The sequence below is a fragment of the Vibrio sp. D401a genome, assembly GCF_030248515.1.
Classification (GTDB): Bacteria; Pseudomonadota; Gammaproteobacteria; order Enterobacterales; family Vibrionaceae; genus Vibrio; species Vibrio rotiferianus.
The window spans coordinates 1-13,872 of the sequence record NZ_JAHGAI010000036.1 but is presented as its reverse complement, the minus strand read 5'-3'; the positions used below and the strand labels follow the sequence as shown (position 1 = coordinate 13,872).

12 protein-coding genes and 2 pseudogenes are annotated in these 13,872 nt (G+C 44.2%); 5 read left to right on the top strand and 9 right to left on the bottom strand.

Annotated features, from left to right (window positions below; translation table 11 throughout):
- Positions 1–171 precede the first annotated feature (171 nt).
- Positions 172–1,581, top strand: coding sequence for an MATE family efflux transporter (locus KIV41_RS15640; protein ID WP_252040507.1), 1,410 nt, complete (start codon positions 172–174; stop codon positions 1,579–1,581).
- A 70-nt stretch (positions 1,582–1,651) separates the two neighbouring features.
- On the opposite strand, the gene cysS is transcribed toward KIV41_RS15640, so the two are convergent.
- Positions 1,652–3,025 (bottom strand): cysteine--tRNA ligase, encoded by a 1,374-nt coding sequence (cysS, locus tag KIV41_RS15635; protein WP_252040509.1) that lies wholly within the window; start codon positions 3,023–3,025, stop codon positions 1,652–1,654.
- 395 nt (positions 3,026–3,420) lie between these two features.
- Between cysS and KIV41_RS15630 the strand changes: the two genes are divergently transcribed.
- Positions 3,421–5,358 carry an LTA synthase family protein gene (locus KIV41_RS15630; protein WP_285336967.1) on the top strand — a complete coding sequence of 646 codons (1,938 nt, stop codon included), beginning with the start codon at positions 3,421–3,423 and terminating at the stop codon, positions 5,356–5,358.
- A 37-nt stretch (positions 5,359–5,395) separates the two neighbouring features.
- Here KIV41_RS15630 and KIV41_RS15625 read toward each other — a convergent pair whose 3' ends face one another.
- On the bottom strand, positions 5,396–6,580 hold the full coding sequence (locus KIV41_RS15625) for an MFS transporter (protein WP_252040513.1): 1,185 nt from the start codon (positions 6,578–6,580) through the stop codon (positions 5,396–5,398).
- Positions 6,581–6,681: 101 nt separating this feature from the next.
- On the opposite strand from KIV41_RS15625, the gene KIV41_RS15620 reads away from it, so the two are divergent.
- Positions 6,682–7,458, top strand: coding sequence for a helix-turn-helix transcriptional regulator (locus tag KIV41_RS15620; protein ID WP_045390403.1), 777 nt, complete (start codon positions 6,682–6,684; stop codon positions 7,456–7,458).
- 255 nt (positions 7,459–7,713) lie between these two features.
- Positions 7,714–8,094: a hypothetical protein gene (locus KIV41_RS15615; protein ID WP_010448413.1), complete on the top strand. Its 381-nt coding sequence runs from the start codon at positions 7,714–7,716 to the stop codon at positions 8,092–8,094.
- A gap of 113 nt (positions 8,095–8,207) precedes the next feature.
- Here the strand turns inward: KIV41_RS15615 and KIV41_RS15610 are convergent, their stop codons facing one another.
- The 6 genes and pseudogenes from KIV41_RS15610 to KIV41_RS15585 form a co-directional block, all read right to left on the bottom strand.
- Positions 8,208–8,780, bottom strand: a complete 573-nt coding sequence (locus KIV41_RS15610; protein ID WP_252040515.1) for a hypothetical protein — start codon at positions 8,778–8,780, stop codon at positions 8,208–8,210.
- A gap of 193 nt (positions 8,781–8,973) precedes the next feature.
- Positions 8,974–9,339, bottom strand: a complete 366-nt coding sequence (locus tag KIV41_RS15605; RefSeq protein WP_138942478.1) for a hypothetical protein — start codon at positions 9,337–9,339, stop codon at positions 8,974–8,976.
- A gap of 253 nt (positions 9,340–9,592) precedes the next feature.
- A pseudogene (locus KIV41_RS15595) lies at positions 9,593–9,862 on the bottom strand (NAD(P)-dependent oxidoreductase); the annotation flags it as partial.
- A gap of 111 nt (positions 9,863–9,973) precedes the next feature.
- Complete coding sequence (locus tag KIV41_RS24870) at positions 9,974–10,069, bottom strand: IS3 family transposase (RefSeq protein ID WP_353505807.1); 96 nt, start codon at positions 10,067–10,069, stop codon at positions 9,974–9,976.
- Between the two features lie 77 nt (positions 10,070–10,146).
- Positions 10,147–10,824, bottom strand: a pseudogene (locus KIV41_RS15590) (IS3 family transposase); the annotation flags it as partial.
- Positions 10,821–11,129 (bottom strand): transposase, encoded by a 309-nt coding sequence (locus KIV41_RS15585; protein WP_252040519.1) that lies wholly within the window; start codon positions 11,127–11,129, stop codon positions 10,821–10,823. The pseudogene KIV41_RS15590 and the gene KIV41_RS15585, both read right to left, overlap by 4 nt.
- Positions 11,130–11,882: 753 nt before the next feature.
- Here KIV41_RS15585 and KIV41_RS15575 point away from each other — a divergent pair.
- Entirely contained in the window at positions 11,883–12,362 is a 480-nt protein-coding gene (locus tag KIV41_RS15575; protein WP_252040522.1) for a hypothetical protein, read from the top strand.
- Between the two features lie 544 nt (positions 12,363–12,906).
- Here KIV41_RS15575 and KIV41_RS15570 read toward each other — a convergent pair.
- The gene (locus tag KIV41_RS15570; RefSeq protein ID WP_285337023.1) at positions 12,907–13,800 is read right to left on the bottom strand and encodes an IS3 family transposase; all 894 of its coding nucleotides are present in this window, start codon (positions 13,798–13,800) and stop codon (positions 12,907–12,909) included.
- Positions 13,801–13,872: the final 72 nt, after the last annotated feature.

Sequence of the window (13,872 nt, the reverse complement as noted above, 5' to 3'; positions counted from 1 at the left end):
GAGCAAATAATACTTTTGGCAGCCAAAGCAATCGTTTTCTTGTGATCTAAATTACACATTGAACCTCATAACAAAAATCCGTATATTGCGCGTGCCTACGCGGCACACCCTACAATGCACAACGCCATCCTGCTTCCACTGGTGCATTGATATTGGTGTTTAACTACATCCATGCAAAACACACCTTCCTCTTTTTCTCGTTTTTTTAAAGAATCGGGCGCTTTGTTACACCTATCGATCCCTATCATTCTGATGCAACTTGCCACTCAGTCGATGGGCTTTATCGATACAACAATGGCAGGCCAAGTGAGTGCTGCCGACCTTGCTGCGATAGCACTTGGCACCAGTTTATGGCTACCCGTTTCGCTTTTGCTTCGCGGCATCATCATGGCACTAACGCCTGTCGTTGCTTACCACCGCGGCGCACAAAGTTTGGATAACGTACGTATCGCGTTTATTCAAATGCTTTGGTTGTCTGCGTTCGTTAGCGCAATTTTGATTGTTTACTTGCTGCTTGGCGAAACCATTCTCGTTAGCCTAGGCGTTGCGCCTGAGATCATTCCTATCGCGAGTGATTATGTTGTCGCATTGGCGTTCGGTGTTCCTGGCATTGCGCTGTTCTACACTTTGAATGGCTTCTGCGAAGGGATGAACAACACTCGCGCACCCATGCTGATTTCTGTGATTGGTTTGTTGGTAAACATCCCTGTTAACTACATTCTGATTTACGGTAAATTCGGCATGCCTGCATTGGGTGCGGTTGGTTGTGGCTGGGCAACGAGCTTGGTTTACTGGCTGATGTCTGCCCTACTGTTTAGCTACATCAAACGCCATCATCACTACAAAAACATTCTGCACTTCGCTGAGCTAAAGCCGATATGGCAAGAGATCAAACAACTGTTCAAACTCGGCATGCCGATTGGTTTGAACATCGCGGTTTGTGGCAGCATCTTCGCGGTGATTGCGCTATTGATTGGTCGTATTGGTGCAGAAAACGTTGCTGCGGCGCAGATTGCCCTGAACATCTCTAGCATGACGTACATGATCCCAATGAGTCTTTCATTTGGTATCACGATTCGCGTTGGTCATGCATTGGGTGAACAAAAGCTTGAGACAGCTTCTCACCGCAGCTTGGTAGGCATTATTACCGCTGCGCTACTGTCGTTAATTTCAGTCGGCTTCTTCCTGCTGTTCCCTGAGTGGATCATTCGTTTGTACACCACAGATCCTGTGGTTTCAGCAACAGCAGCGACTCTGCTGATGTTTACTGCGATGTACCAATTCAGCGATGCACTACAGACGTCTGCAAACGGCGCTCTGCGTGGCTACAAAGATACTAAGATCCCGATGATTCTGGCGATTCTAGCCTACTGGGGCTTGGCGCTTCCACTGGGTATGCTACTGGGTATCACAGATGAAATCGTTCCTGCCATGGGCGAAGAAGGCTTCTGGATTGGTATCGTAACCGGCTTAACCACCGCAGCAATTGCAATGCTGATTCGCTTGACGCTAGTGATTAAGAAGTACAATCAAACCGCAGAAATGAATACGGCTTCGCAACCTGAGTTAGCGATTCAATAACGACGAGAGCGTTTATCGTTTCAATAAGAAAGGCTCACTATCGCAGTGAGCCTTTTTGTTTTTCAGCTTGCTAGCCTTGTTTACTTACCGTTGAGCCATCACCAGCATCGTTGATTCTGTAGCCAAGTTCGGCAACTTTCTGACGGATTTCGTCAGCTTGTTGGTATTCCTTCTGCTTTTTCATTTGCAAACGCAACTCTACCAATTCCAAGATCTCGTGCGGAATTTCCTCTTCTTCTACTTTATCAAGCTCCAAACCAAACACACGGTCAAAGTAGCGTGCCGTTGCCTTTTTATCTGCATCGTTTAATGCACTTCCAAGTAACTCCCACATTAGTGCGATCGCTTGTGGCATGGCTAAATCATTGTTGATGAGTGACATAAAACGCTCAACATACGTTTGGTCGACTTTGCCACCTTCTGGTAGTGCCGACACTTTCGCTTTCAGGCGCTTTAGAGCCGTTTGTGCGGCATCCAAGCTCTCCCACGTAAAGCTCAAATGACTGCGATAATGGCTGGTCAGCACCAAGTAACGGTAAGCCAGCGGGTCATAGCCTTTCTCGATTAACGCATCAAGACGAAGTGACGTACCGGACTTGGAGATCTTCTCTTTGTTCAATTGAAGGAAGAAACCATGCAGCCAGTAATTCGCTTGTACGTGTCCATTCTTCGCTTGGCATTGAGCAATTTCGTTGGTGTGGTGAACTGGGATATGGTCTTCCCCACCAACATGAATATCGAACACCTCCCCAAGGTACTTCTCTGCCATCGCTGAACATTCGATGTGCCACCCCGGAAAACCCACTCCCCAAGGGCTTTCCCATTCCATTTGTCTTGGTGTGTCGCCGCTAAACTTCCAGAGTGCGAAGTCGGTTGGGCTCTTTTTCTCTGCCATTTCGACGCGAATGCCCGCTTCTAACCCATCGCGGTCCAGTTTGGCAAGTTTTCCGTAATCTGGAAGCTTGGCCGAATCAAAATAAATGCCATCGGAGGTTTGATAGGTAAAGCCCTTTTGTTCAAGCTCTTGGACGAATTCAATTTGTTCCTGTATGTGTTCTGTAGCGCGACAAATGATGGAAGGCTTAGTGATATTGAGGCTAGTAAGATCATCTAAAAATGCGTCTTCAAAATACTTTGCGATCTCCCAAGCGGACTTGTTCTGCTTTCTCGCGCCCTTCTCCATTTTATCTTCACCAGTATCGGCATCAGACACCAAGTGACCAACATCTGTGATGTTCATAACGTGGTTTACGTCGTAGCCGTTGAGCTCTAGCGTGCGCCTGAGCACATCCACAAAAAGATAGGTTCTTAAGTTGCCTGCATGCGCGTAGTCGTACACTGTAGGACCACAAGCGTACAACCCGACTTTACCAGATTCGATGGTATTGAACGGCTCAAGGGTGCGCCCTAGTGTATTGAATAATTGTAATTTTGACTGACTCATATTGTTATTCCTTTAAATGCAAAAAGGCCGCGGATGAAAACATCGGCGGCCTTTAATATGTCTGTATGATCTTTTGCTAACTAATAGCTACGCGAAAGCCGCCGCACGTCTTGGGAGGTGCAACAACAACAGTTGGTTGAGATAGAAATAGCTAAATAGTTCATACCCAACACCCTAAATAAGAAATCTATAGAAATCAACCCTACGATTTTCACGCCTTTCGTGGCGACAAACCGAACTGCGCATGCCGTATGGCATTACTCCCCCTTACAAAGCCGTACTAATCATTACAATTAAATTTATAAATAAGCCTTATATTTCACGTTTGTTTCACGTTTTCTTTGATAAAAGACACGCCATAAAAATCAGTTACATCAGTAAATTAGGGAATATTTATGAAGAAGCCCGCATTTGGGCCTTTGCAGCCTATTGCTGTATTTGCGCTATTTTCGCTTGCTTTTCTTTCCGTTTCACGGATTTTACTCGCTATTTGGCTCTCTGACCGAATCGAATCTTTTAACGACCTTATCTATATTTTGGGTCAGGGCCTACGCGTAGACTTTGCCACTATCTGCTGGCTGTTCATTCTTCCGGGCTTACTTTCTGCTCTATTGCCTGTCCAAGGTAAGGTCGGCGAATGCTGGAAGTGGGTTCTACGTTGTTGGATGGTCGCAGGTTTGTGGATCTTGGTTTACATGGAACTGGCCACGGCTCCGTTTATTCAAGAATACGACCTACGTCCAAACCGCTTGTTTGTTGAATACCTGATTTATCCAAAAGAAGTGTTCAGCATGCTTTGGACTGGTTACAAACTAGAGCTCTTTATCGGTGCCGTAGGCACGGTGCTTACCCTTTTCCTTGGTTGGAAATGGAGTAAAAAGCTTACCGACAACGCACAACAAGTAAACTGGAAATGGCGTCCTGCCCTTGCCATTTTAGTGGTTCTAATTGGTGTTGCTGGCGCACGTTCTTCTCTGGGACATCGCCCTCTAAACCCTGCAATGGTGGCATTTTCTAACGACCCACTGATGAATGATTTGGCACTAAACTCCTCTTACTCTCTGTTGTTTGCTGTAAACAATATGAAATCAGAAAAGAGCGCGGAAGAGTTCTACGGAAAAATGGATAACCAGAAGATGCTAGACCTCGTTCGCACCTCTTCTGCGAAGTCTGACTTTGACCCATCAGCTCTTCCAACAATGAACACTAATAGAGCGACTTACCAAGGGAAGCCAAAAAACTTGGTTATCTTGCTACAAGAAAGTTTGGGAGCACAGTTCGTAGGCTCACTAGGTGGCCTTCCCCTCACGCCTAACTTCGACAAGCTGATGAATGAAGGCTGGCAGTTCACTCAAATGTACGCAACGGGTACTCGTTCTGTTCGTGGCATCGAAGCGGTAACAACAGGTTTCCCGCCATCACCATCGCGAGCAGTTGTAAAACTAAGCAAAAGCCAAACAGGTTTCTTTACTATTGCCGGTTTCCTGAAAAACCGCGGTTACCACACTGAGTTCATTTATGGTGGTGAAGCAAACTTCGATAACATGAAAACCTTCTTCTTCGGTAACGGTTTCGACCATGTTGTGGAAGAAAAGGACTATGAGAACCCTGAATTTGTTGGCTCTTGGGGTGTAAGTGACGAAGATCTTTACACTAAAGCAGACCAAGAGTTTGAGCGCTTATCTAAAACTGACAAGCCTTTCTTCAGCTTGGTATTTACCTCAAGTAATCATAGCCCTTATGAGTACCCACAGGGTAAAATTGAGCAGCACGATGATGAGTACATGACACGAAATAACGCGGTTAAATATTCTGACTATGCTCTGGGGACATTCTTTGACAAAGCAAAGCAGTCTTCATACTGGAATAATACAGTGTTCATCGTCATTGCTGACCATGATGCTCGTGTATTTGGTGCTAACTTGGTGCCCGTGAAGCACTTCCACATTCCTGCGTTGATCATTGGTAAAGACATCCAACCGCGTAAAGATGACCGTATTGCAAACAACATCGATATGCCGCCAACACTATTGTCACTTATTGGTATTGATGCCAAAACACCGATGATTGGTCGTGACTTGACTAAGCCTCTGGCACGTAAAGATGAGCGAGCAATGATGCAGTACGATAAGAACTTTGGTTACTTAACCCGAGATAACCTAGTGGTGTTCTCACCGGGTAAGAAAGTCTCCACAATGGAATATGACTTTGTTAACCAAACTATGAAGCCAATTCAAGTTGACCCTGCCGTGATAGAGCGCGCTAAGGCCAACGCTCTATTTGCTTCAAAGGCGTATCAAAATAACTGGTATTCTTCTAAAGTAACTAATTAGATAAAAATAAGGAGCGCAACATGCGCTCTTTTTTGTTTCACTGTTTCACTAATGTGGTGCTATCCGTTTTTCTTTTGCTTGAAGCAGGCATCATCAATGCGCTCAGTGATGCCAGCCCCATCCCACCTGCAAGGATGAAATACATCAGTAAAAACTCTTGTGTGTAAGCATAGGTCGCTGCAATAAGCCAATACGCGATAGGCCCTGTGCTAAAGCTTAACGTGTACTTAACGGCATAGATTCTAGAGCGCCATTTCGCATCTGTATAACGGCCAATAAGCCAATCGTTCACTGGTATTTGCGCGTATGTGCACAACATCAAACCAACAAACACGAAAACCAATGACCACTCATGAGTAACCGTCGCCAATAGGAGGAATAACAACTGTCCACCAGCAATGCAGGCGAGCAGTTTCTTGATATCAACGCGATCTATTAGTTCACCAACAACAAGCTGAATAAACGCGGCACAAACAAAAATCGATGAGGTTAACGTGCTTGAAAGGCTCAATGATTGGCTAAATTGTGCATCCATAATTTTAGGCAACGAGGTCGTAGTAGATTGAAAGACCAAACCACCGAAGAAGACAATCACCGCAGCACAAGCGAACAACACGTTGAGTTGTCGCGAAGGCATTATTACGCTGTCACGTATATTTTTCGCATGCTCTATATCAGTAACATCTTTCGATGCAAACCAGTACACAACACCAGTAAATACACACACAAGACCTGGAATATAAAATGCGGCTTGCCAAGCGAACCATTGGCACAACAAAGCGGTTCCCATTGCAGCAAACGCCAAACCTAAGTTACCTGCTAGTCCATTTACCGCGATAGCCCTGCCGGTTTTGTTTGCAGAACTGAATATAAGTGCGATACCGACGGGATGATAAATCGCTGCAAACAAGGCTATGGCACAAAGCCCCAATCCCATTTGCCATGGCGTTTGCGCAAGAGCAGTAAATAACGCAGAGGTGCCCATCCCAAAGTAGAAAACGAGCATCATGCCTTTTCGGCTCCAACGGTCCGCCAGACAACCTGCAGGCAGAGACATCACGCCATAAACCAGCATTGCCCCACTCCCCACTTGGAGCAGCTCTGCGTAACTCATGGCCCATTCTTTATGCAGCGTCAGTACAACAGAAGGAAAAATGAGCAAGAAGTAATGATTGAGCGCATGCCCCACATTGAGGACACCTGCGTGAAATGAACGGTTCATCTCGACTCCATACCAAATAAAGGAAAGCTAATTAATGACAAGCTGAGTTTATCTGGCTAGCATTTGGCGTATAGATTCCATTGAGACAAGTTATTGCTCAAATGAGCCAAAACATCAAAACCATCTGTTTGGATGCCAACATCAATTGCTTAGAGGCGGTGGTCATTCCCAAGCACTACGCCAATGGACACGTCATTGATTGGCACTGCCATCGGCACAACCAACTGGTGTACGCCAGCAGTGGTGTGATGGCGGTCGAGACGGAATCCAAGTTATGGGTCGTTCCACCTCAAAGAGCAGTGTGGATCCCGGCGCATGAGAGCCACAAGATATACATGTATGGCGATGCGGCGATGAAAAACGTCTACTTGTTGCCAAGCATCGATACAGAGCTGCCAAATCAGAGTGATGTTCTAAATGTGTCACCAATGCTGCGTGAGATGATCATTCATCTTTCTGAGCAACCAGTCGATCAAGCAAGCACAGATTCGTATTGGCGTATTGTTCAGGTTTTGTTGGATCAATTGAAAGTCGCACCACAAGCATCCATTCAGGTCCCTCTTCCCAACGATGCCAAGCTCGGATTGGTTTGTAACTCGCTGTTGGACGAGCCTGCGGACAATCGTTCATTAAAGCAATGGGCCGAAGAAATTAACGTCAGCAGCCGTACTTTGAGCCGCTTGTTTCGTAATGAAGTTGGCATGTCTTTCATAGAGTATCGTCAACAAATAAGGTTGTTCCACTCTCTGACTTTGTTGGCACAAACTCACCCTGTCACTACCGTGGCATTAGAGTGTGGCTTTACCAGCGTAAGTGCTTTTAATCATCTATTCAAACAAAGCTTTGGGGTGACGCCAGGTCGCTTCTTCATGAATTAGTGTTGAATATTGAGAACAGATAATACCCACATTTGATGAGCTCTGAGAACAATCGAACATTCAGAGCGACTAACTGACTTATCTTCTGAAGATTCTACCAAATACACAACTTGCGTACTTACTCACTAACAAAGCGTAAATAATCAGAAAAATCGTTTAATAATGTGCTTTTTAGGCATTCCCATTCAGGCTTCAATAAATTAGACTCAAGCCAATGCCCAAGAAGTTCGAATTATTGATAAAAAAGGAATGCCCATGAGCTCAAGTATGATCCTTAATGAATCGCTGATTGAAAGTGGCCGTGATATCCCACTAAAAGAATTGTTGTATGCGAAGCGTGTACTTGATAATTACATGGCTGTGGCAAAAGAAACTAGCCCATTAGAACTGTTGACTGAAATGAAATCGGCAGCGAAGCAAGTAGAATACTTCACTACCGATGATAACCCATGCGAAGCGCGTAACGTCATCAGCGGCATGATCGACGAGATTGACAGTGCAGAGTCGTTTGACGCATTCAAAGCATTAGCGGGTAAACCCTCTCAAGCATTGAATGAACTAATTGAAGATCGTGCCAAGCTGATTAAGCATGAACGTGAACTGCTTTTAGCTTCAGGTTACGAAAGTTGTAACTAGGGGATCAAGAAGACAATACTAGCCAGCCCTATCTATAGTTGGCTGCGTATCAATATGATTACGCAGCCTATCCTTCCCATAATACCTTTTGAAGCAGTTGTTGTCTGATTAGCTCAACAATCAATCCAATCTTGAACATTTTTATATGGACTTAAGTCCTGCGAGCCTAGGTTAAAATCATCTAATACTTTAAACATACCTATGTTTTCACTAGGCTGAAGATAAAGATAAACAGGGGCAGACTTTATAGGTTGCTCAGACCGGACACCCCCATTAACGATGGTAATCCCTAAGCTATATTCTTTATCACTTTGTCCTTCAGCCCTTTCAGTGCGAATTTTATTGAGACTAGCGGTCAAGCGAGACAAATCTTGATCGGATAATGACAGCGTATACAAACGTTCATTTATACGTAAGTCTTCCAACACCTCTTCATTTGAGGTAGCAGCTACGTCCAAAACTAGTGGAAATATTTCCTGTGCTTTCCCGCCCTTGTCAGGTGATGTGATCTTGAGATCCACTTCTGTAACTTCAAAGTATTCCGGTGTCTTTGTTACGACCCTCACTTCGCTGGGGACCACGCCAAGAACATCAAGTGTCATCAACTTGTAGATACTTGTAATTGGAACTGATGCGTACACAGGGAGCTTGGTTATTGACAACATTCCTATTAATAACAGTCTCATAGAACTCTCCTTGTTTAGAAATTCTATATGACCAAGTACAGATTAATTGGTTAAATTCATTCAGGATGACTATATAGGTAACTCATTGTCTGTCAGCTCACGACCAGTCTTACCTCTGTACGCTCGTACAACAAATAGGAGAGATCTCTAGGTGAAAACCAATACACCAAAAATACTCAACTCAAATTTTGAGTTAAGGGTTATTGGCAATTTTCTGGAAAAATAACAACAGCTCAGAACAAACATACTGGAGTAATAGATCCTCTTCAGTACAGGATAAGTCCAAGTGAAGCTTAGTAGTGTCGCCTTTCCCAGAAACATCACGCAGTAAATTTCGTCTACCACCAACAATGGTGGGAATGTCTAACAAACGCAACAACACTTGCGCTTGCTCCGAAGCTTCCTCAAACACTAAATCATGCTGATACTCGAGGAAAACCTCATGATTATTCACTGTGCACTGACAACGGTCTGGTTTGAAGTACTCGCCAAACTGCCCTTCGAGTTGAGCGATATTTTCCGAAACAGTAGCAAGACGATCATTGAGTTCACTTAACATTTGGCCACCTTTCTTTTCAGTCAGTGCTTATATTAAAGCTCATGAATTCAGGTTTAGCCCTATTTTTGAAGATCTTGGTTTATGCTCAGTACACAGCTATGCATTTCCTCACTCAAACTAGCTGGCATACCCTATGAGTTGAGGCGTAAAAAAGCTACTAATGTACAGCGCCACTGCGCCATAAACACGAAGTCCAACGCATAGTAAAAATGCCACACGTTGCGATTCATTCTTAAAAAATTTGCTATGTGTAATTTTCTACATTACCAAATAACCAAACGCCCGATGTGTGGATTTTTGTCGCACCTTCAGCCGCTAATCTGTCCAACTGCGTTAGCAGCTTGGACTCTATATCAGCTATTTCCTCCGGCGAAAATTCTGACCAATGTGGGCGAACACAATTTATAACGATATCAAAGTAAACAGAAAAATCTGTTGGCACCTTGCTAAACTTCCGAGCAGGAGGTAAGACACCACTAATCCTGCTGTAGGTCGAAACTTCAAAGCCACTTTCGACAAACATCTTAGTCACGTGGCTACCAATATACCCATTGGCTCCTGCTATAAGTACTTTCGTTTTTTCCCTTAGCTCTCGATTGATCTGGAGCCCCCACAAAAAGTAGACAGTACATAACTACATACTTTCGTACTCAACTGGGCTGACATGCCCCAACGCTAAGTGTCTTCTTCTGCGATTGTAAAATACCTCGATGTATTCGTAGATGCCCATTTGGACTTCTTCGACAGTTTGATAGTCTCTGCGTATATCAGTTCGACTTTCAGTCGACTGTAGAACGACTCCATCACCGCATTATCCCAGCAGTTAACCTGCCGACTCATGCACGGTACACCTCCATGCTTGCGCATGAAGTCCTGATATTTATATGCTCTGTATTGTACACCATGGTCCGAGTGGATAATGACGCCCTTAGGCGGCTTACATGACTCAAACGCCATTTTTAGGGCATTGGTGATGAGCTCGACTGTCATCGTTGTCCCTAACGACCAACCCACAATACGCCTTGAATGCAAGTCCATCACTGTCGCTAAGAAGAGCCAACGGCTCTTCACCCAGATATACGTGATGTCCGTAACCCACTTCTGATTTGGCATCTCAGACTCAAAGTCTCTTCGCAGTAAATTGTCGGCAACATTCGTCATCGCAGCCACATCCTTGTTGTATTTAAACCCTTTGCCATTACGTGCCCTGATACCTCTTTCCTTCATGATATCAAACACATAATTCACGCAGCAGGCATAGCCTGCTTCGTTGAGCTCTTCGACTATTCGCACTGAGCCGTAACGTGCCCGATATTGGGCAAAGGTACACATGACGAGCTGTTCAAAGCGCTCTCGCCGCTTTGAACGCTCACTCGGCGTATGATGGCACCACTTATAATAGCCGCCCCGACTCACTTCTAAGGTGCGGCACATTAAGCTAATGGAATACTCACCGACATAGCTTTCGATGAACTCGTACTTCACTCTTGCTGCTTCGCGAAGTACGCCGAGACCTTTTTTAGGAATTCCATTTCATCTTTGAGTCGCTTGTTCTCGCGCCTTAGCGCCCGAAGCTCTTCGGACTCTTTCTTCGAGTAATCGACACCGTCTAAGGTGTTAAACTGTTTATCAGATAGGCGCGTGAACTGGCGCTTCCAGTTCCGAATCTGCTGGGCGCTGATGCCCAGCTCCTTGGCAACGGAGACGGCTGTTCGGCCAGGAAGGCTGGCCAGACGCCCTGCCTCTTTGCGGAACTCTTCGGTGTACGCTGGATTACGATGTTTAGCCATAAATCACTTCTCAATTAGACCCTAGATCTAACTTAGTAAAGTGTCTACTAAACGTGGGGTACTCGGGAGCATAACGCGCAGTTAAGGTGTGAGAGACGCAGATCCACCCTAACCTAAAATAAACTCTGATAAATCCGTGCATATTTGGGCACTAAAACCCCAATGCGTTTCAAATCGCCTTGAACGTCTTGTTATTCCGCAACTAAAGTCGGCTATGTTTACGCCTAATCTTTTGATATGACGAGAAATTTTCGGTATACAGGCAAAAATCGAAGCCGAAGTATTTGGCAGCTCACTACCTTAAATCGCTTTAGCGTCACTCTTTAATTGCTGCGCCATATTAAGGTGCGCTTAAAGCGCTTTAAGGCTAGCATGGAAATGACCAATATTCGCTTTTTTCGCCGCTTTTCCACCCGATTACCCCGCCACTTTCACTCTTAGGCTACAACCACGTACATACAGCCTGAGAGATCCGTTGCGGAAATAACGCCGCATTAAGGTGTGAGCCACGCAACCACGATACTCAATTTTAGCACCTTAAACACAGATCTTAACCTAAACCAAAAATGCCAAGCGTGGAGAATCACTCTTAAATTCTTTGTTATATTAAAGCAGTTACCGAACTAAACTAGCCCAATTAAACAATAAGTTGCATTTAAAATGAGAACCGACTCTAGGCTATCGCATGACTATTGTGGTTTTGTTCCTCTAACAACGATTAGAAACTAACATACACATAAAAAAGAGGTGACCATGAGTTTAAAAATAACGTTTTCAATCAAAAAACGTCAGCTTATTGTAGAAAAAATTATACCTGGTGCTAGCAGCGAAAAAGTCATTATGCAGGCAACATCTGGTGGTTGGGATGGTTACAAGCATCTACCTAAAGGTAACTGGGTAATTACAGAAAACCCAAGCGGTTTCCGATCTTATTTTGGTCTATTTTTAGTTGATGACAATATAAACGATCAGTTTTTACATGATGGCAAGTGGCGTGATGGTATACGGTTTGGCTACCATGACGATACAGGGAGTCATGGTTGTATTATGACAAAGCCTTCGTTTGGTCAATCATACTTAGACGGTAAACATGTGTGGGCTAAGATCCAGAAAATGATCAGAACTGAGAGTTCCAAAAAGCTACTTACATACACAAACAATCAGAATCCCAAAAAATCTGATAGCACTCAGTATAAACTGACAAGCTATGGTTTTTTGGTAGTAACCGATTAACCTAAGGAAAGACAAATGCAAAGGCTATTTATTGCGATATTACTCATTTTATTATCATCTACGTCCTTAAGTAGCCCATTACATAACAATGGTATAAGTATCAATAATATAGAATATTGGGGTGAATACTCATTCGAAAAGTTTGGTACTAGTGAAGTAAATTACGAATGGGTGTTTAATAAAATCTCATCGACTCTAATAATAATAAAATCGGAGTGTAAGTCATGTAAACCATTTGACGAATCTAACGTAGCTGAGATAAACACAATAGATGACTTTAATGTAAGTGCGCTTCTTATAAACCATAAGTATGGAAATGGGATCTACCAAATTCACAAACACTCAAAAAATATAAATTTTTTAATATTCAAAATATTTCACAAAGGGTACTATTACAAATTCCAACTCGGCATACCAAATAATACCAATCAGTCTGTATTTTTTGAACAGAGCATAGAATTCTTGAGAACAATAAACAGTTTCACAATTTTTTAAAATGCTCTCTTTTAATTGGTGTACCCCACAAAAAGTAGACAGTACATAACTACAAACTTTCGTACTCAACTGGGCTGACATGCCCCAACGCTGAGTGTCTTCTTCTGCGATTGTAAAATACCTCGATGTATTCGAAGATGCCCATTCGGGCTTCTTCGACAGTTTGATAGTCTTCTGCGTATATCAGTTCGACTTTCAGTCGACTGTAGAACGACTCCATCACCGCATTATCCCAGCAGTTACCCTGCCGACTCATGCTCGGTACACCTCCATGCTTGCGCATGAAGTCTTGATATTTATATGCTCTGTATTGTACACCACGGTCCGAGTGGATAATGACGCCCTTAGGCGCCTTACGTGACTCAAACGCCATTTTTAGGGCATTGGTGATGAGCTCGACGGTCATCGTTCTCCCTAGCGACCAACCCACAATACGCCTTGAATGCAAGCCCATCACTGTCGCCAAGAAGAGCCAACGGCTCTTCACCCAGATATACGTGATGTCCGTGACCCACTTCTGATTTGGCATCTCAGACTCAAAGTCTCTTCGCAGTAAATTGTCAGCAACATTCGTCATCGCAGCCACATCCTTGTTGTATTTAAACCCTTTACCATTACGTGCCCTGATACCTTTTTCCTTCATGATATCAGCCACATAATTCACGCAACAGGCATAGCCTGCTTCGTTTAGCTCTTCGGCTATGCGCACTGAACCGTAACGTGCCCTGCATTGGGCAAAGGTACACATGACGAGCTGTTCAAAGCGCTCTCGCCGCTTTGAACGCTCACTCGGCGTATGATGACACCACTTATAGTAACCACCTCGACTCACCTCTAACGTACGACACATTAAGCTAATCGAGTACTCGCAGGTATAGCTTTCAATGAACTCGTACTTCACTCTTTCTGCTTCGCGAAGTACGCCGAGACCTTTTTTAGGAATTCCATTTCATCTTTGAGTCGCTTGTTCTCGCGCCTTAGCGCTCGAAGCTCTTCTGACTCTTTCTTCGAATAA

Excerpts from the sequence above, each read along its gene's own strand:
- KIV41_RS15630 (WP_285336967.1), top strand. The coding sequence starts at position 3,421 with ATGAAGAAGCCCGCATTTGGGCCTTTGCAGCCTATTGCTGTATTTGCG.
- KIV41_RS15585 (WP_252040519.1), bottom strand. The coding sequence starts at position 11,129 with ATGGCTAAACATCGTAATCCAGCGTACACCGAAGAGTTCCGCAAAGAG.
- KIV41_RS15625 (WP_252040513.1), bottom strand. The coding sequence starts at position 6,580 with ATGAACCGTTCATTTCACGCAGGTGTCCTCAATGTGGGGCATGCGCTC.
- KIV41_RS15640 (WP_252040507.1), top strand. The coding sequence starts at position 172 with ATGCAAAACACACCTTCCTCTTTTTCTCGTTTTTTTAAAGAATCGGGC.
- KIV41_RS15575 (WP_252040522.1), top strand. The coding sequence starts at position 11,883 with ATGAGTTTAAAAATAACGTTTTCAATCAAAAAACGTCAGCTTATTGTA.
- KIV41_RS15620 (WP_045390403.1), top strand. The coding sequence starts at position 6,682 with ATGAGCCAAAACATCAAAACCATCTGTTTGGATGCCAACATCAATTGC.
- KIV41_RS15605 (WP_138942478.1), bottom strand. The coding sequence starts at position 9,339 with ATGTTAAGTGAACTCAATGATCGTCTTGCTACTGTTTCGGAAAATATC.
- KIV41_RS24870 (WP_353505807.1), bottom strand. The coding sequence starts at position 10,069 with ATGGGCATCTACGAATACATCGAGGTATTTTACAATCGCAGAAGAAGA.
- cysS (WP_252040509.1), bottom strand. The coding sequence starts at position 3,025 with ATGAGTCAGTCAAAATTACAATTATTCAATACACTAGGGCGCACCCTT.
- KIV41_RS15615 (WP_010448413.1), top strand. The coding sequence starts at position 7,714 with ATGAGCTCAAGTATGATCCTTAATGAATCGCTGATTGAAAGTGGCCGT.
- KIV41_RS15610 (WP_252040515.1), bottom strand. The coding sequence starts at position 8,780 with ATGAGACTGTTATTAATAGGAATGTTGTCAATAACCAAGCTCCCTGTG.